Origin of the sequence: Francisella sp. 19X1-34, from assembly GCF_041102755.1 — a bacterium.
GTDB lineage: Bacteria > Pseudomonadota > Gammaproteobacteria > Francisellales > Francisellaceae > Francisella.
This window is the reverse complement of sequence record NZ_JBGCTX010000003.1, coordinates 1-18,258: the sequence shown is the minus strand read 5'-3', so window position 1 is coordinate 18,258 and position 18,258 is coordinate 1. Positions and strand designations below refer to the sequence as shown.

Sequence of the window (18,258 nt, the reverse complement as noted above, 5' to 3'; positions counted from 1 at the left end):
ATTATTATATTTTCATTTATAAGAGGCTTAATTTTTTATGAATCTTCATTCTAGGAATATTTTAATTCCGATACTTATCGTGACAATTATTGTCGATATTATGGGAGCTGGTTTAGTTTTTCCTATAATGCCGTCACTATTTTTTGGTAAGGCATGCATTACATTTGGTGACCCTGGAGGGAATTTCCAAAACTGGTATTATTCAATTGCTTTAGCTTGTTGGCCACTAGGACTTCTAATTGGATGTCCGATTATCGGGGAGTTATCCGATAAATATGGCCGTAAGGTTATATTAATTGTTGCACTGGTAACAACTTGTATTTCATATATGTTATCGGCATATGCCATATACTCGCATGATTATTTACTATTTATTTCAAGCAGGTTTATTAGTGGATTAGCTGGAGGAGCTTTTGAAATTGCACAAGCAGCAGTTATAGATATATCTTCAGAGGAAGAAAAATCTAAAAATTTGGGATATATTACAATGGCGGCATCTTTAGGTTTTGTAGTTGGGCCTATTGTAACTAGTTTTGTTTCATCAATGAGTATCAATCACATCATACCATTTATGTTTGCTGGGGTTTTATCTTTTATAAATATGATGTTTATTATCATAGTTATGAAAAAAGACTTGCCTAAGAATCCAGGGCTAGTAGTTGAATTAGGAACTGTATATAAAACTATATCTTTCTTACTATCTGATAAAAGAGTTAGGCTGATTGGGGTTGTTTATTTACTTATACAATGTGCTTGGGGCTTTTATGGACAAGGTGTAGCACTGTTTTTAACCTTGACGTATCATTATAGCATATCTCTTACAGGACTTTTCTATGCAGTGATGGGCTTAGCTACAGCTATTGCAAGTATCACAATTCAGCCAAAAGTGTTTGCTAAATCATCAAAACAAGTAGCTTTTGTTAGATCTGCGGTTATTTGTGGTATAAGTTTTGCATTTGTTGCTATTTTAACTAATCAAGGTGTTCAGTGGCTATTGGCTATTATAGTATCTGCAGCACAGTTGATTTGCTATACTGCATTATTATCAATGATATCCGGAGCTGTTACAGATAAAGAGCAAGGTAAAGCAATGGGTGCAGCAGGAGCAGGATTTGGTTTAGCTTGGTTCTTAAATGATATTATGATGGGACATTTATCGGCAATATCTCCATCATCTCCTATTTCATTTGGCTCGATTATGTACTTTACTGCTGCGATTATTTTTGTATTTTCTATCAAAATCTTGCGTGAGAAGGTACAATAATAGCCAATTTAATTAATATTGTTTTATTCTTAAATGCAGCTAATATCTCTAAAAAATATAAGTCTTAATTTTGGTACACACATTGTACTGGATAATGTTGATTTTGATATATCTAAAGGACAAAGAGTATGTTTGATTGGTCGTAATGGTACTGGTAAATCATCTTTATTAAAAGTTATTGAAGGCAAAGTTATTCCAGATGATGGTGAAATTATAGTTCATGATAATGCAAAAGTAGCTAGTATGATCCAAGAAGTTCCTAGTGATATTAATGGAAGTATTAGTGATGTAATATTACAAGGATTGGGAGAGCTTGGAGAAAAACTAATCTCATATCAAAATATTTTAGAGCACAATCCTCAGTCATCTGAACTAGAGCTATTGCATAAATATATAGATGAACATCATGGTTGGAGTTATCTTAATGATGTTGAAATCTTAGCTTCTAAACTTAGTCTGAACTCAAAAGCTCAATTTAGTGATCTATCTGGTGGGATGAAAAGAAGAGTTATACTAGCTCGAGCATTGATAAATAAGCCTGACTTGTTACTTTTAGATGAGCCTACGAACCATCTTGATATAGATTCTATTAAATGGTTAGAAGAGTTCTTAACTAATTTCAGTGGAGCTATACTTTTTATTACGCATGATAGGAAATTTTTAAATAATGTCGCAAAGAGTATTGTTGAATTAGATAGAGGTCATTTATATTCTTTTGATGGGAATTATACTAAGTTCTTAGAAAAGAAAGAACAGATCTTAGATGCACAAGAAAAGGCTAATAGTGAGTTTGATAAAAAGCTAGCTCAAGAAGAAGCATGGATTCGTCAAGGTATAAAGGCTCGCCGAACAAGAAATGAAGGAAGAGTTAGGGCTTTAGAGCAAATGAGGCGTGAGCGTAAGCAAAGGCGTGAAGGGGTTGGCAAAGCTGATATAAAAGTTGCTCAAGCAGAGAAATCATCTAAAAAAGTTATTCAAGCAAATAGCATTGGCTTTGAGTATCAAGGAAGCTATCTTTTTAAAGACTTTTCAACGGAGATTCATAAATCAGATAAAATTGCGATAATAGGTCAAAACGGGTGTGGTAAAACTACTCTTTTAAATTGTTTATTAGGTGTTGAGGATCCAACTCAAGGTGATGTAGTATTAGCAGATAATATTAAAATAGCATATTTTGATCAGCTTAGGGATCAGCTAGATGAAAGTTTAAGTATTATTGATAATGTTAAAGAAGGTTCTGATTTTCTTAATATAAATGGCAAAGAAACTCATGTAATAACATATTTACAAAAATTTTTATTTACACCAGAGAGGTTACATTCTCCAATTACTCACTTATCAGGTGGGGAGAAAAATCGTTTATTATTAGCTAAGATTTTATCTAAGCCTAGTAATGTTATAGTTTTGGATGAACCTACTAATGATTTAGATATTGAAACTTTAGAGATTTTGGAGGAAATGTTAATAAACTATCAAGGCACTATAATTTTAGTTAGTCATGATCGAGAGTTTATAAATAATGTTGCAACAAGTTCTATTGTATTTGAACAAGGCCAATTAAATGAATACGTTGGCGGCTATGATGACTGGTTATCACAGCAAAAGCAAGTTGAGCAAACTAAAGTTTCCAAGAAAGTGGATGAGCCTAAAAATAAATTAACTTATGAGCAGCGTAAACAACTAAGAAATTTACCTAATCAAATAGAAAAATTAGAAGCTAATATCTCTAAGATAGAAGCACAAATGGGCGAGTTAGACTTTTATCAAAAGCCTCAACAGGAAATAACAAAAACTCAAAACCAACTAGATCAATTAAACCAAGAATTAGAAGAAAAATACGTTCTTTGGGAAGAGCTTTTAGAATTAGAATAATCAAAATTTGTTAGTCTATCTATGTTATTATACTAGCTATGTTTATTTAAACTTTAATTGTTGTATTACTAAGGTATGGTTACACAAGAAGTAGATCCTAAAGATCTTAAAGAAGAGAAGAAGGTTTTAGCTATATCATCATTAGCGGAATTTGCTGAAAGATATGGATATTATATAATTCAATCGTTATTAATATTCTACCTAATAGATAAATTTCAAATATCTCAAAGTTTGTCGGCATCATTGGTGGGTACAACACTCGCTATGGTTTATATATCTGCTATTTTAGGTGGATTTATAGCAGAGAGATATTTAGGCTATTATCGAGCGGGCTTGCTTGGATCATTTTTTATGGTCGGTGGTTTTTTTATTTTAGCGGTCTCGACTAGCCAGACTGTCTTATATCTAGGTTTAAGCTTTATTTCTGTAAGTACAGGACTTATAAAATCAAATATGTCTGCGTTTATTGGTAGGTTTTACGATAGATCGACTTTGAATGATTCAAAAAGAGATTTTGGTTTTAATATTTTCTATATGGGAATAAACCTAGGTAGTTTTGGCGCTTTATTTATAGCTAGTTGGTTAAAAGATAGTTATGGCTTTGGGGCACCATTTTATAGTAGTATGGGCGTTAGTATCTTTATGTTATGTTTACTGCTTTTAGGATTTAAATTCTTAGGTAAACATATTATAGATTTCAAACTTACTCTATCTATTATTATAAAAGTAACAGTTTTGCTAGCTGTATATATTATGGTTTTGTTTTATATATTTAAACAACCTATAATCGCGAACTTTTCTATAATTGCAGCTTTAGCCGGATCTATAGTAATACTTATACTTTCAATAAAAAAATCTAGTATTAAAAAAGTTATTGTAGCAGGAATATTTTTCTTATTATCAATAATATATTGGGGCTTATATTTTCAAATATTTATTAGTGTATTATTGTTTACACAATATGCGGTTGATAACTCTATATTAAATCCTAGTCAATTCTTAAGTGTTGAATCATTAAGCGTATTAGTTTTTGCAAGTATATTAGGTAAGTTTTGGATCTTTTTAGATAAAAAAGGCAAAAAAGTAGAAGATGTTGATAAGTTTAATATAGCATTTGTGTTTATAATTGTGACATTTATAATTGTGTTAGCTTCTATACTTATTTCACCTACAGGAAGTAAGGTAATGGCGTATGGTATTATTTTGGGATATATAATTTTAGGTATCTCCGAACTTTCTTTATCAGCAATTGGTTTATCTATGATTACAAAAATAGCTCCAAAAGGATTCGTAGCTTTGTATATGGGGATTTGGCTAGTTACTTTAGGGGTAGGAGGTAAACTTGGAGGTTTTATCGCTAGTTTCTTTTATATTCCCAAGAATGATCTAGCTTTGGCTAAAGCAAATATGTGCGATGGCTTAGATACATTTATAGTTATAGCAGTGCTAACAAGTCTTGCAATTTTACTATTAAGAAAGTTTGTAAATAGGAATGCGTAAATATAGCTTTTCAGTAAATTTAAAATAGTTGCAACAAGTTCATACTTTATCTTTTATCTACGTATACATTTAACCTTTCTCTATCATTTGCTATATCTTGAATTGAGTTAGCTTCTAGAATTATTATATCTGTAATAGCTTCAACTTGATGTGTAACATTAGGAAAGACTTCTATCAAGTTTTGTCCTTCTATTATTTTTTCATGTATATCATTACTATTAATGTCTCTATATGAAAATTTAATTTTTCCTGTTAACAATACAAACACCTTAGGGTTAGTGGCATCAGATAAACCTTTATGAAAAGTATTACCACTGATGCTTCCTGATTTCCTAGTGATGAAAATAAAGTTATCTTGTTGACGGCAAAGTTTGAAAGAGGATGTTATTCCTCTCTCATCTTCCCCAATCATATTAAAAGGAATTATTTTAACTATACTCATGAAAACTCCTATATAATTTAAGCTTGTTAATCTTAGAGTAGGTTTATTAATTTTTAGCCAACAATATTAATTGTATTATAGAAGTGTTTAGACTTATCTAAATTATTCTTATTGAAGCTTTTACTTTTTTACTTCCCAAGTATTTCTAAGAGTTACAGTTCTATTAAATACAAGCTGATCTTTTTTGCAGTCTTTGATATCTGCGATAAAATAACCAATTCTATTAAACTGAAAACGTTGCTCAGGTGTTACCTCTTCTAGAGATTTTTCAACTTTAGCATTTTTTATAATCTGTAAGGATTCTGGATTGATAATTTCTTCAATACTATCAAAATCTCCAGGACTTTCATGATTAAATAAACGATCATAAATCCTTACTTCTGCATCTAAACAGTTATTAGCATCAACCCAATGGATAATACCGTTAGGTTTTATACCATCTTCTGGCTTTTTACCGCCTAGTGTTTCTGGTAAGTATGAACATTTTAATTCACTAACATTTCCAGCGTTATCAGTTATAACTTCAAGACATTGTATTACGTAGCCATTTATTAGTCGAACTCTGCCATTTGGACTAAGTTTTTTCATGCCTTTTTCTAGCTCAAATACAAAATCATCTCTTTCGATAAAAATCTCTGAAGATATTGTAATATCACGACGACCAAACTCAGGATTTTGAGGGTGATTAGGTACATTTAAATCATGGTTAGGCAGATTTATTAGGCTTACTTTTATTGGGTCTAATACAGCATTTTTTCTTGGAGCATTTCTGTTTAGATCATCACGGATTGATTCTTCTAAAACAGATACATCAATTATAGAGTCTTGCTTAGATATTCCAACTATATCACAAAAGTTACGAATTGATTCAGAAGTGTAGCCTCTACGGCGATAGCCTTTGATAGTCGGCATACGTGGGTCATCCCAGCCATTAACAAGTTTGTTATCTACGAGGTATTTTAGTTTTCTTTTACTTGTTATTGTATAGTTTAGATTAAGCCTAGAAAACTCAATTTGCTGAGGTTTTGTCTTAAATTCTGTTTCAGAAACTACCCAGTCGTAAAAAGGTCTTTGATCTTGAAACTCTAAAGTACACAGTGAATGAGTAATACTCTCAATAGCATCTTCTAGAGGGTGAGCAAAACTATACATTGGATATATACACCATTTATCACCAGTTTTAGGGTGGTTTGAGAACTTTATTCTATATAAAGCAGGATCTCTTAGATTAATATTTCCTGAAGACATATCAATTTTTGCCCGTAATGTCTTGCTCCCTTCGGGAAATTTGCCATCTTTCATTGCTTCGAAAAGTTCTAGATTTTCTTCAACCGAGCGATTTCTATATGGACTATCTTTACCAGGCTCTTTTAGTGTGCCACGATATTCTCTAACTTGTTCAGCTGATAAATCACAAACATAGGCTTTGCCTTTTTTGATAAGTAATATAGCTAGCTTATACATTTTATTAAAATACTCAGAGGCAAAGTGAGGTTTATTTTGCCATGTAAAGCCTAACCATTGAACATCTTCTTGGATAGCATTTATATATTCGATATCCTCTTTGTCTGGATTTGTATCATCAAAACGTAGATTACATTTCCCATTAAACTCTTCTGCAATACCAAAATTTAAACAGATAGACTTGGCATGGCCAATATGTAAATAACCATTTGGCTCAGGTGGAAATCTTGTTAGTATGCTGGAAACTTTTTTAGTTCCTAGATCTTTTTTTATAATATTTTTTATAAAATTAGTTTTGTTTACTTTAGTCTCATTACTCATGATTTTTTTATGTAGAAATAGTTGAATTAATAAATTTACTAATAGTTTACTTTATTCGCAAAACAATAACATATTTTTTTGAAAAAAAAGTATATACTGGCTATAATTTTGACTTAAAAGCTAATTGTTATTTAAGCTAAGGAACTTTAGCAATGGATCCTTCTACCATAGATGATAATAAATATTTGTATACCTCAAAAAATGTGTATCAAAATTTATCTTTAGAGCAACTTGCAAGACATGCCGAAAATAGTTGTGGTTTTATACAGCGAGAAGATAAAGCTCTTGTGGTTGATAGTGGTAGTATTAAAGGAAGGCTTCCTGATGATAAATATATCGTAGAAACCAAATATGCAAAAAAGAATGTTTGGTGGAGTGAAGAAGGCTCTGATAATAAAAGGCTAAAAAGAAAAAATTGGAAGCTTATCAAGCAGAAGCTTTGTCAAGATGTTTCACAAAAGGATTTATTTGTAGTCGATGGTTTTTATAATCATGATGATAAGAGAAAGATTGCTGTTAGATTAATAACTACACAAGCTTCAGCAGCTTACTTTTTTAAGCTTGTAACAATATCTAGTCATTCTGGGGAGTTTGATCCACAGTGGGTAGTAATGCACTCTCCAGAAACAGAAATTGAAAATTATGAAGAACTTGAATTAAACTCACCAAAAGTTATTGCAACTAATCTAAAACAGCGTGAGAGTATACTTGTTGGCACTTATTATCTAGCAGAGATAAATAAGGTGCTTTTATCGGTAATGAGCTATTATTTATCTTTAAATGATATTGGTGTTTTTTATTGTGCTGTTGGGGTTGATGCAGAAGCAAAAAGCAGTATGTTTTTTGGTTTATCAGGTAGTGGTAAAACAACTTTAGCCCTAGACAGGCAAAAAACGTTGGTAACGAATGAGGCTGTTGCTTGGACGGAGATGCGAGGAATTTATAGCTTAGAGTCTGGATTAACTATAAAGTCTGCAAGTTTTAAAAAAGATGATCCACGTATTGTAAATTCTTTGAAGGAAAATCTTATAATAGAAAATCCTAATTTTGATGAAAATCAAAACATTATATTTGGTCAGAAAAGTAGGTCTCAGAGTAATACATATATAACTTTTTCACGAGAAAATTTTGATAGCCTTATAAATACTGATAGCCCAAGTACTATAATTTTTCTTGTGAAAGATGCAAAAGGCATTCTGCCGAGAGTTGCAAAATTAAGTAAGGGTCAGGCAATTTATTATTTTTTATCTGGTTATACATGTACTTCTATAGGTGTTGAATTAGGAGTTACAGAGCCTAAGCCAGAGTTTTCCAGTTGTTATGCTCAGCCTTTTTTATTACTTAGGCCAACTAGATATGCCAGTATTTTACGTCAAAGGCTAAAGCATAGTAATGCTAATATTTATATGGTTAATGTTGGCTGGATAGATGGTGATTATAAAACAGGTAGAAGAGTTCCTACTGAAGAAACAAAAGTTGTAGTTGATTATTTATTGAACAAATCAGAAAATGTAGGTTTTAAGTTTGAAAGGCAGAAGTATTTTAACTTTAAAGCGTTAACCTCTATTTATGACAATGATGAGGTATTGCATTTGAGTAATATTTGGGATGATAAGTCTGAGTATAAAAAACAATATAAGAGCCTAGCAAAAGACTTTATTAAAAACTATACACAGTTTGAGAATGATGAGTTTGCGCTAAAATATAAGAAGTTCGAGCCAGATATCTAAGAGTTAATATTATTGACTATATGAAAAATATGCTTTATTTATTATAATACTTCTAACCTGCAAGAACTTAAAAATAGAATGTTAATTTATCTTTTTAAATGGCTAAGTCAATATATCAGTGGTTTAGCAGTATTTAGTCATTATCTTTCCATTAGAATTATTATGATTTCAATCACATCTTTACTAATCACTCTTTTTTTAGGTGGGCCAATGATTCGTTGGTTGCAGAAGATGCAAATAGGTCAAGTTGTCAGAGATGATGGGCCAGAAAGTCATTTTTCTAAAAAGAATACTCCAACAATGGGAGGTGTCTTAATATTATCATCAATTGTAATATCATCGTTACTATGGGGAGATTTATCAAGTATCTATTTATGGATTTTGATATTAGTAGTAGTTTTTTTTGGAGCAATTGGGTTTATAGATGATTATTTGAAGCTAGTACTTAAAAATCCAAAAGGCTTAAGAGCCAAACATAAGTTTGCATTACAAACCATATTTTCAATAATATTAGCAATAATTTTGTTTTATCTTTTATCAAAAAATGGACAAATGAGCTTATCTATACCATTTTCAAAGAGTTTATCTATACCAATGGGAATAGTATTGTTTATAGTTCTAACATTTTTCATTATTAATGGTAGCAGTAACGCAGTTAATCTAACTGATGGTTTAGATGGCTTAGCAATAGTTCCAGTTGTTCTTGTAGCTATAGGGCTAGGTATATATGCATATATCGAGACTAATAGTATACTAGCAAACTATTTTTTATTTAATTATTTAGGTAATTCAGGACTTACTGAAGTAGCAGTTTTCTGTGCTGCAATGGGTGGTTCAGGGTTAGGTTTTTTATGGTTTAACTCATATCCAGCTGAAGTTTTTATGGGAGATGTTGGTTCATTAACACTAGGCGCTGTTTTGGGAGTTATAGCTATAATGATTCGCCAAGAATTAGTGTTTTTTATAATGGGTTTACTTTTTGTTGTCGAAGCTCTATCTGTGATGCTCCAAGTAGGTTCTTATAAGCTTAGAAAAGGTAAAAGAATCTTTAGAATGGCACCAATTCATCATCATTTTGAACTAAAAGGTTGGCCTGAAACTAAAGTTGTCATACGTTTTTGGATAATCTCTTTAATACTTTTTCTAATTGGCCTGGCAGCTATTAAGGTTCGATAATGTTTAGCTTTTATTATAATGATGTTAAAGTTTCTAAGCTATTGATGGTTGGTTATGGGGTTACCGGTAAGTCAGTTTGTGATTTTATGGCAAATTTTATTGATCTTGAAGTAGATATATCACAAAGTGATGAAGAATTTCAAAACTATGATTTAAATAGTTATGATCTAATAACAGTCAGTCCAGGTATACCACTTAATAAATCTCCATATAGAATACTATCTCAATATAAAGATAAAATTGTTAGTGATATTGATATATTTTATCAATATATTAAAAACACAAAAGCAAAGACTATTGCGGTAACTGGATCAAATGGCAAAAGTACAGTAGTTACTTTATTGGACTTTGTACTTAAAGAACTTGGCTATAAGAGTATTTTAGTTGGCAATATTGGCACACCTGCTTTAAATAAAATAGGTGAGAAGTTTGACTATTGTGTTATAGAGGCATCAAGTTTTCAAATTGATATATTTAACTCTGTAAAATTTGATATTGGTTGTGTTATTAATGTATCGCCAGATCATTTAGATAGATATGCAAGCTTTGCTGATTATAAACAGTCAAAGCTAAATCTAGCAAACTTTAGTAAAGATTTTTTTGTATATGATGTTCATAATAATGGCGTTAAGTATGCAGGAGAGTATGAAATAGTAAGATCAAGTATATATAAGCATGCTACAAAGCTACTTGATATTACAGAAACTAAGTTATTTGGCGTACATAATTTAGAGAATATTATTGTTGTTTTAAATATATTAGATAGATTAGGGTTAGATACTTTAAAGGCAATAACTGCTATTAAAAAATTTAAAGGTCTAGCTCACCGTTGTAGAATCATCAAGAGTATCGGTGGGATAACTTATATAAATGATTCAAAAGGTACAAATGTTGGAGCTACTGTTGCAGCACTTAATAGTATAACTAATACAAAAAATATTATACTTTTATTAGGTGGTGTAGCTAAGGGTGGTGACTTTAGTCTGATGATTGATTCACTTAAAAAATACGTTAAATATGTTTTTGTATATGGGCAAGATAAAGAGTATATACAAGAGTATATTAAAGATACTTGTAGCTATGAGTTATGTAGTAATATGCATGATGCTTTTGAGCTGGCGAATAAAAAAGCACAAGGTAGTGAAATAATTTTATTATCACCAGCATGTGCAAGTTTTGATGAGTTTGACAATTATGTGAAACGTGGTGAAGCTTTTGAGGATTATGTTGCACAGTTAAAAAATCTAGGAAGCTAAATGTTATATCGATTAAAACTTTTATTAAGTAGAAAAAATGTAAAAAGAGAGCGTGTAAGAGCAAAGCTTGAAATAGATATTTCTATAGTTTTTATAATGCTTGGATTGCTTACTTTTGGTTGGGTTATGGTTACTTCTGCATCAATGGTTGATGCATTATATGACTTTAACGATCCATATCACTATTCTATAAGACAGGGCTTCTTTGCAATTATATCAATATTCTTATTTTTATTAGCATTGCTAGTGCCGACTAAAAATTATGAGAAGAACTATAATGCGTTTTTCTTTATAATGCTTTTAGTCTTAGTTGCTGTATTAGTCCCAGGTTTGGGTAAAAGTGTTAATGGGGCTAGACGCTGGATCCCTTTATTGATTATTAACATCCAAGTTGCTGAGTTAGCTAAACTATTAGCAATTATATTTTTCTCTGGTTATATTGCAACAAACTTAAAAAATATGGGGAATTTTAAAGAAGGTATTCTCACACCAATAAGTTTGCTAGGATGTATTGCGATACTTTTACTAATGCAACCAGATTTTGGATCTACTGTTGTAATATCAATATGTGTAATGGGTATGTTATTTGTATCAGGTAACAAGGTGCGCTGGTATGGGTTACTTTTGGTAGCTATGGTATTAATGGCATCAATGTTGGTTATTATATCTCCTTATAGAATGCATCGGATTACTGGATTTTTACATCCATGGGAAAATGCTAATGGGTCAGGATATCAGTTAGTGCAAGCTCTTATAGGCTTTGGCAGAGGAGGTTGGTTTGGTGATGGCTTAGGTAATGGAATACAAAAACAGTTTTTCTTGCCAGAAGAGCATACTGATTTTATTACTTCTGTTATAGCTGAAGAAATAGGTGTTGTTGGATTAATGGTTTTGCTGTTAGTGTACCTATTTATTGCTTTAAAAGCAGTGAACATTGCTAAGTTAGCTTTTGAGCTAAAAAGATACTATCAGGCATTTTTAGCTTATGGGATAGGCTTTTGGTTTAGTTTTCAGGTGTTTGTAAATGTGGGTGTAAATACAGGGTTACTACCAACAAAAGGTTTAACTTTACCTTTAATCAGTTATGGTGGAAGTAGTTTGTTAATAATGTGTTATACATTAGGAATTTTAGTTAGGATTGATTTTGAGAATAAACTTTTAGCAGATACAATAAATCCTAGATATGTATATAAGAAAGTTAAATAAAAGAAGAAGCTTATTGTTTAGAATTTTTTTTCTAATGTATGGACATTTCTAACAATATATAAAGGTCTATGTTTTGTTTCTATAAATATTCTACCTATATAGCTACCGAGCATACCTATTCCAATCATTTGTAAGCCACTGAAAAATAGTATAAAAGTTACTAACGATGGGTAACCAGGAGTATCTATTCCAAATATTAGTGATTTTAGGACTATTACTGAGCCATAAATAAAGCTTATAAAAGCAATAAAGAGACCAATGTAAGACCATATTTCTAAAGGAGCTTTACTAAAGCTTGTAATTCCATCAATAGAAAACTTAAATAACTTCCAGTAGTTCCATTTAGTCTGACCTGCTACTCTTTCCTCTCTTGCATGATAGACCAACTTTTCTTTAAAACCTATCCAAGTTAATAACCCTTTATTAAAGCGAACTTTTTCTTTTAGCTCAAGAAAAGCATTTATTGCAGCTCTATTGAGTAATCTATAGTCACCAGCATTAGGAGTAAGTTTTGTATCACTAATACGGTTGATAAGCTTATAAAAAAGGCCAGCTGTATGTTTTTTTGTTGAAGTATCGGTATTACGATTTTCTCTAACAGCAGTAACAATTTCATAGCCATCTAACCAATGTTTGACCATTTCTAAAATAAGCTCAGGAGGGTCTTGTAGGTCAGCATCTATAGAAACAGCAGCATCACCTTTACAGTTTGCAAAGCCTGCGAAAAGAGCTGATTCCTTACCGAAATTTCTTGATAAATCAACAACAACGATCTCAGGAATATCTTGTTGCTTTTCTAGTAATAGATCTAGAGTATTATCATTACTACCATCATTGATAAAAACTATTTCATATTTTGTTGGTAGTTTTTCTAAGATAGGCATCAGTCTTTCAAATAAATGATCTATAGTAGCAGATTCATCTTTTACTGGGATTAGTATACTTATTAATTTACTTTTATTAGGCATTGATATTAATTTATAGAATTTACATCTAATTTTGATATTCTAGAGATAATAGCTCTTTAAAGCAAGCTTTTAAGAAGATTACTGCATATGAGGTTATTGTAGAGTTATATTGCTAATTTTTTGATCTATTAGAGCTTGCTCTGATTCGAAGTATTTAAATTCATTAACTCTAGATTTTGATATGGGATCTTTTTCATCAATAGCTATGGCAGGATGACACATTATTAGTCCGCCATCTTTGATTTCAGAATAAGCTTTTAATATGACTTTTCTAAAGTCTTGATTGTTACTTTCAAGTGAATATATTCCAGAGAAGCTAGTATTATGTTTAATGTTATTATCATTAAGTAAGTTGTTGAACTTCTTTGCGCCACTACGATAGATAATTAATGACTTTAAATCAGATTTATCCATATTAAAGGTTGAGCGAATATATGTTTGTTTCTTAAACATATCAAAATCTTTGTACAAATCTATAACGACTTTTCTAACAATAGGAAAATGGTGTACATGTTGGTGTCCATCAATAAAGTCAGGAAGATCTCCCCATAAAGATATAAAGTTATCTATCTGAGCTTTAAGTTCATTATAAACATCATTATATTTTATTGATCTTAGTTTTGACTTAGCAAGTAGCTTTGATAGTGATAAAAACTCTTTATTTTTGCTTATAGATGTAGCCTTTGTAAAAGGGGTTCCTTCTGTTAAATTTAGATGTATACCAACATCCATAGAGTCATTATAGATATTTTTCAAATTAGGTATGCCATTCTTTAATGCAGACATATTTGACATACAGCTTGTAGCATTGATAACTTTCTTTTTAAGAAGTCTAATGATGCCTTCATTTACATTATCACTTAGGCCAAAATCATCAGCACAAATTATTATTTTTTTGAACATAGCTAAAAGTCATGCTAACATTCGCGTACGCTAATCGTACTATATTTATTTTATGTCTTCAACTAGGAAGTATTTCTATTCTCAAATTTTTATATTCTTATTTTTTGTATATATATTCTCATGTATGCCTTTAATGATAGATGATTTATTTCGCTCTCAGATGGCAGCACTTTATAACCATACAGTAATTAAGCATTTAATTAATGATTATAATACTTATACAGGAAGAATTTCAGCACAGTATCTTTCATATATATTTTTTAATAAGCCAATGCCTTATATGATAGTGATGTTGAATGTTATTAGCGCATTGTCCTTTAATGTGTTGATCATTTATATGTATAAAATTATTACAGGGAAAGACAAAATTGTTTTTGATAAAGTTTATCTTAGTTATTTATCAATATTTTTCTTTGTATTTACCTTTAGTGCTTTTATTGGTACAACTATGTGGAAAATGGTAGCTGTACAATACTTATGGGGTATATCAATATGTGTATATGTTGCATATAGGCTGTTATATAAAAATCAAATTAGTGTTTTGCTGGCTATATTTGTAGCAGTCTTTATTGGCTTATATAATGAAGAAATTTTTGCACTTTGCTTTACTCTTTTGTTTGTGTTTACTATTTACAAATATAGGCTTGGACAGTTAAATAGAAATATCGTGATTATGCTGGTATTACTATTTATATTTGGTGCCATTGATTGTCTGGCCCCAGGTAATGCCCGTCGAGCTCAAGAAGAGGTTATGAAGTTTGGCTTTAATTTTTATATAGATCAGATAATTACTATACTTCTTGCATTTCTTAGGGGGATTTTGATTTTACCTTTTTTAATTTGGTCATTTAAAAGTACAACAAAAAACTATTTACTTACAAATGTTCAGAAAGTAGCTATTAAAGTGGCACTGATCTTAACATTTTTAGCGGCACTGATATTTTTTAGATATGTAGGAACAGGAAGAGTATATATGTTATTTATAATATTATACTTTTGTATAATATGTTATAACACTAATATTATTGCTAAGGTTGCTGACAGTGCTAAGCTAAAGAAAATATCTTATACCTTATCCATTCTAGCTATATTTTTATTACTTTTTGGCAGTACTTATATACATCATGAGTTTAATAGTAGGTTTAAATATATGAGTGATAATAAAAATCAAAGTATTTGTCTTAATGAAATATACTCGCCAGTTTGGTATTTGATTTATTTCAAAGATTTTAATGCTTATGGCAGTACCAAGGGTAAATATGGCTATCGTAACTATAACCATGATTATGCTAAATATTATAATTTAAAGAAGATTAGATACTGTAATTAGTAACGAAATTTATTTTCTTGCACATAATTTTAGATGATGCTAATATACGCGGACATTAAGTCTACTATACCTGTACTATGCCTTTAAATAGGGGATATTTCTATTCTCAAGTTTTAATATTTATATTCTTTTTTTATATATTTTCATGCATGCCTTTAATGGTAGATGATATCTGGCGTTCTCAATTAGCCGCGCTCTATAATCATACAGTTATTGCTAATCTTATTCATGATTATATGACTCATACAGGAAGGCTATCAGCAAAGTTTTTGGGTTCAATATTTTTAAATAAGCCAATGCCATATATGATAACTATAGCTGATGTAATCAGTGCATTATCTTTTAATGTGTTGATTATATATATGTATAAAATTATTACAGGGAAAGCTAAAATTGCTTTTGATAAGGAGTATGTAAGTTACTTATCGATATTTTTCTTTATATTTACATTTAGTGCTTTTATTGGAACGACTATGTGGAAAATGGTAGCAATAGAGTACTTATGGGGAATATCTGTATGTACATACCTAGCATATAAGTTATTGTATAAAGAACATATTAGTATCTTTTTGGCGATTTTCTCATCAGTATTTATTGGTTTATATAACGAACAAGTTTTTGCATTTTGTTTTATTCTCTTATTTGTATTTGCAGTTTATAACTATAAGACTAATTATTTGAATAGAAATATTATAATTATGCTTTTATTGTTGTTTATATTCGGTCTTGTTGATTGTTTAGCTCCCGGGAATATATATCGAGCTCAAGAAGAGGTCATGAAATTTGGATTTAATACTTATATAGATGAGCTTATCACGATATTTCTTGCGATTTTTAGAGGCATCTTAATTTTACCATTCTTAATTTGGTCTTTTAAGAGTACAACAAGCAATCAAAATCTTAAAAATATTCAAAAGGTAGCTATTAAAGCAGCGTTGATATTAACTTTCTTAGTAGCTCTTATGTTTTTTAGATATGCAGGGACAGGAAGGGTATATATGGTATATATTATCTTGTACTTTTGTATTATATGTTTTAACACTAATATGGTTGATAGAGTTACTAATGGTATTAGGTTAAAAAAAATATTATATACTTTTTCTATATTAGCGGTGGCTTTGCTACTCTTTGGTAGTAGTTATATACATTATGAGTTTAATAAAAGACTTAAGTATATGGATGATCATATAAACCAAAGTGTTTGTCTTAATGAAATATATTCGCCAGTTTGGTATTTGATTTATTTCAAAGATTTTGATGCTTATGGTGACACAAAAGGTGAAAATGGTTATGGCTATCGTAACTATAACCATGACTATGCTAAATATTATAATTTAAAGAAGATTAGGTACTGTAAATAGTATAAAGTTTGCTCAATTAAAAAAATCAACATTTTTAGCTTTTTGAAGCTATAATTGTACTAATTAGTTAAATATTTTTTTTGGAAATGATAAAGAGAGAGATTGAAAACCCACGTCTTTATGCGGTAATACCAGTTTATAATGAAGAAGCATTAATAGGATCTTTTTTAGAGGAGTTAGCCGCTAAACTAAGTCAGATATCATCAAACTATAAGATAGTTGTAGTCGATGATGGTAGTGTTGATAATTCTAGAGAAATTATACAAGAGTTAGTAGGTAAGTTAAGTATTAAGTTTATTAGCTTTTCTAGAAACTTTGGTCAAGAAGCTGCTATAACAGCCGGATTAGAAGCCTCTTGTGATGCTGATGCAGCAGTTATTATGGATTGTGACTTTCAACATCCAATAGAGGTAATAGATCAATTCTATGAAAAATGGTGTGAAGGTTACTCTAATGTTTATGGTATAAGAACTCGAGATGACCAAAGTAAAACAAGAGGTTTTTTATCAGAAACATTCTTTAAATTTAGTAAGAGTTTGATGGGAGTTGATATTCCGGCAAATGCAGGATATTTTAGACTGTTAGACAAACAGTGTATTAAGGCTTTTAACTCATTATCAGAAAATAATCGTTTTATTCGTGGTCTTTTCTCTTGGATAGGTTTTAAAGGATATGCTATACCATTTCAAGTAGCTGATAGAAAAGATGAGACACCGAGTAGATGGGGATATAAAAAGCTCTTCAAATTAGCATTTACTGGAATATTTTCATTTTCAGCTGTTCCTCTTAGAATGATATCTCTTATGGGAATGATCATTTCTATATTTGCATTAGCATATGGTTTATATACTATTTTAGCGAATATACTTTTTGGGGTTGGTGTTAGTGGTTGGCCAACGATTGTGGTAAGTATTATGTTCTTTAGTGGAGTTCAACTTATCTCGCTAGGTGTTTTAGGAGAATATATAAGTCGTATATTTGATGAAGCAAAAAACCGTCCTAAATATATTATTGATGAGGATGAAAGTAGAAATATTTAATTATTCTAATCTTTTAAGCTCTTTTACTTTAAATCTCATAAATAGTTTATGGAAAAGTTACGTTCTCTGAATCTTTCAAACTATGGCTAAAGAGCGGCACTTAATCATAGAATCTAAGTTTAAGGTTCATAACGAATAGATTCTATAATCAATATAAAGTTTCAATTTAGAATTAAACACTGAGATTATTGATATAAATACTGTATGATTATTTGAGATATTACTTAATAACTAATTTTTAATTAGGCTCTGTGCACAAAAATAAATTTTCATCGAAGCCAAATAAAAGTACAAGCTAATTTAATCATTCCTAGATATGCTGAAATAGTTTTATCAAACCTAGAAAACACTCTTCTAAAATGCTTAATTTTAGAAAAGAAATTCTCTATCAAATGTCTTTCTTTGTATATTTGAATATCAAAATC

Annotated in this window: 14 protein-coding genes and 1 pseudogene; 10 read left to right on the top strand and 5 right to left on the bottom strand. The window is 30.4% G+C overall.

Annotation, left to right across the window (positions count from 1 at the left end; all coding sequences use genetic code 11):
- Positions 1–37 precede the first annotated feature (37 nt).
- The 3 genes from AB8E56_RS00800 (at position 38) to AB8E56_RS00790 (ending at position 4,636) form a co-directional block, all read left to right on the top strand.
- Positions 38–1,264, top strand: a complete 1,227-nt coding sequence (locus tag AB8E56_RS00800; protein WP_329476950.1) for an MFS transporter — start codon at positions 38–40, stop codon at positions 1,262–1,264.
- A gap of 33 nt (positions 1,265–1,297) precedes the next feature.
- Positions 1,298–3,136 carry an ATP-binding cassette domain-containing protein gene (locus AB8E56_RS00795; protein WP_329476948.1) on the top strand — a complete coding sequence of 613 codons (1,839 nt, stop codon included), beginning with the start codon at positions 1,298–1,300 and terminating at the stop codon, positions 3,134–3,136.
- 75 nt (positions 3,137–3,211) lie between these two features.
- Positions 3,212–4,636 (top strand): peptide MFS transporter, encoded by a 1,425-nt coding sequence (locus tag AB8E56_RS00790; protein WP_329476946.1) that lies wholly within the window; start codon positions 3,212–3,214, stop codon positions 4,634–4,636.
- A 46-nt stretch (positions 4,637–4,682) separates the two neighbouring features.
- Here the strand turns inward: AB8E56_RS00790 and AB8E56_RS00785 are convergent, their stop codons facing one another.
- Entirely contained in the window at positions 4,683–5,078 is a 396-nt protein-coding gene (locus AB8E56_RS00785) for a hypothetical protein (protein ID WP_329476944.1), read from the bottom strand.
- A 120-nt stretch (positions 5,079–5,198) separates the two neighbouring features.
- On the bottom strand, positions 5,199–6,863 hold the full coding sequence (locus AB8E56_RS00780) for a glutamine--tRNA ligase/YqeY domain fusion protein (protein ID WP_329476942.1): 1,665 nt from the start codon (positions 6,861–6,863) through the stop codon (positions 5,199–5,201).
- A gap of 152 nt (positions 6,864–7,015) precedes the next feature.
- On the opposite strand from AB8E56_RS00780, the gene AB8E56_RS00775 reads away from it, so the two are divergent.
- The 4 genes from AB8E56_RS00775 to ftsW all read left to right on the top strand — a co-directional run bounded on the left by AB8E56_RS00775 (position 7,016) and on the right by ftsW (position 12,231).
- Positions 7,016–8,593 carry a phosphoenolpyruvate carboxykinase (ATP) gene (locus AB8E56_RS00775; protein WP_329476940.1) on the top strand — a complete coding sequence of 526 codons (1,578 nt, stop codon included), beginning with the start codon at positions 7,016–7,018 and terminating at the stop codon, positions 8,591–8,593.
- Between the two features lie 78 nt (positions 8,594–8,671).
- On the top strand, positions 8,672–9,769 hold the full coding sequence (gene mraY, locus AB8E56_RS00770) for a phospho-N-acetylmuramoyl-pentapeptide-transferase (RefSeq protein ID WP_329476938.1): 1,098 nt from the start codon (positions 8,672–8,674) through the stop codon (positions 9,767–9,769).
- Positions 9,769–11,025 (top strand): UDP-N-acetylmuramoyl-L-alanine--D-glutamate ligase, encoded by a 1,257-nt coding sequence (gene murD, locus AB8E56_RS00765; RefSeq protein ID WP_329476936.1) that lies wholly within the window; start codon positions 9,769–9,771, stop codon positions 11,023–11,025. Before mraY ends, murD begins: the two co-directional genes overlap by 1 nt.
- Entirely contained in the window at positions 11,026–12,231 is a 1,206-nt protein-coding gene (ftsW, locus tag AB8E56_RS00760) for a putative lipid II flippase FtsW (RefSeq protein WP_329476934.1), read from the top strand.
- Positions 12,232–12,248: 17 nt separating this feature from the next.
- Here the strand turns inward: ftsW and AB8E56_RS00755 are convergent, their stop codons facing one another.
- Positions 12,249–13,199 carry a glycosyltransferase family 2 protein gene (locus tag AB8E56_RS00755; RefSeq protein WP_329476932.1) on the bottom strand — a complete coding sequence of 317 codons (951 nt, stop codon included), beginning with the start codon at positions 13,197–13,199 and terminating at the stop codon, positions 12,249–12,251.
- Between the two features lie 93 nt (positions 13,200–13,292).
- On the bottom strand, positions 13,293–14,102 hold the full coding sequence (locus tag AB8E56_RS00750) for a ChbG/HpnK family deacetylase (RefSeq protein WP_329476930.1): 810 nt from the start codon (positions 14,100–14,102) through the stop codon (positions 13,293–13,295).
- 52 nt (positions 14,103–14,154) lie between these two features.
- Between AB8E56_RS00750 and AB8E56_RS00745 the strand changes: the two genes are divergently transcribed.
- From AB8E56_RS00745 to AB8E56_RS00735, 3 genes are all read left to right on the top strand, one after another.
- Positions 14,155–15,432 (top strand): DUF6056 family protein, encoded by a 1,278-nt coding sequence (locus tag AB8E56_RS00745; RefSeq protein WP_329476928.1) that lies wholly within the window; start codon positions 14,155–14,157, stop codon positions 15,430–15,432.
- A gap of 77 nt (positions 15,433–15,509) precedes the next feature.
- The gene (locus AB8E56_RS00740; RefSeq protein WP_329476926.1) at positions 15,510–16,793 is read left to right on the top strand and encodes a DUF6056 family protein; all 1,284 of its coding nucleotides are present in this window, start codon (positions 15,510–15,512) and stop codon (positions 16,791–16,793) included.
- A gap of 86 nt (positions 16,794–16,879) precedes the next feature.
- Entirely contained in the window at positions 16,880–17,833 is a 954-nt protein-coding gene (locus AB8E56_RS00735; protein ID WP_329476924.1) for a glycosyltransferase family 2 protein, read from the top strand.
- 269 nt (positions 17,834–18,102) lie between these two features.
- Here AB8E56_RS00735 and AB8E56_RS00730 read toward each other — a convergent pair.
- A pseudogene (locus tag AB8E56_RS00730) lies at positions 18,103–18,258 on the bottom strand (IS5/IS1182 family transposase); the annotation flags it as partial.

What these genes read in the sequence shown, in the direction of transcription:
- AB8E56_RS00800 (WP_329476950.1), top strand. Translation starts at nt 38, where the DNA reads ATGAATCTTCATTCTAGGAATATTTTAATTCCGATACTTATCGTGACA.
- AB8E56_RS00795 (WP_329476948.1), top strand. Translation starts at nt 1,298, where the DNA reads ATGCAGCTAATATCTCTAAAAAATATAAGTCTTAATTTTGGTACACAC.
- AB8E56_RS00790 (WP_329476946.1), top strand. Translation starts at nt 3,212, where the DNA reads ATGGTTACACAAGAAGTAGATCCTAAAGATCTTAAAGAAGAGAAGAAG.
- AB8E56_RS00785 (WP_329476944.1), bottom strand. Translation starts at nt 5,078, where the DNA reads ATGAGTATAGTTAAAATAATTCCTTTTAATATGATTGGGGAAGATGAG.
- AB8E56_RS00780 (WP_329476942.1), bottom strand. Translation starts at nt 6,863, where the DNA reads ATGAGTAATGAGACTAAAGTAAACAAAACTAATTTTATAAAAAATATT.
- AB8E56_RS00775 (WP_329476940.1), top strand. Translation starts at nt 7,016, where the DNA reads ATGGATCCTTCTACCATAGATGATAATAAATATTTGTATACCTCAAAA.
- mraY (WP_329476938.1), top strand. Translation starts at nt 8,672, where the DNA reads ATGTTAATTTATCTTTTTAAATGGCTAAGTCAATATATCAGTGGTTTA.
- murD (WP_329476936.1), top strand. Translation starts at nt 9,769, where the DNA reads ATGTTTAGCTTTTATTATAATGATGTTAAAGTTTCTAAGCTATTGATG.
- ftsW (WP_329476934.1), top strand. Translation starts at nt 11,026, where the DNA reads ATGTTATATCGATTAAAACTTTTATTAAGTAGAAAAAATGTAAAAAGA.
- AB8E56_RS00755 (WP_329476932.1), bottom strand. Translation starts at nt 13,199, where the DNA reads ATGCCTAATAAAAGTAAATTAATAAGTATACTAATCCCAGTAAAAGAT.
- AB8E56_RS00750 (WP_329476930.1), bottom strand. Translation starts at nt 14,102, where the DNA reads ATGTTCAAAAAAATAATAATTTGTGCTGATGATTTTGGCCTAAGTGAT.
- AB8E56_RS00745 (WP_329476928.1), top strand. Translation starts at nt 14,155, where the DNA reads ATGTCTTCAACTAGGAAGTATTTCTATTCTCAAATTTTTATATTCTTA.
- AB8E56_RS00740 (WP_329476926.1), top strand. Translation starts at nt 15,510, where the DNA reads ATGCCTTTAAATAGGGGATATTTCTATTCTCAAGTTTTAATATTTATA.
- AB8E56_RS00735 (WP_329476924.1), top strand. Translation starts at nt 16,880, where the DNA reads ATGATAAAGAGAGAGATTGAAAACCCACGTCTTTATGCGGTAATACCA.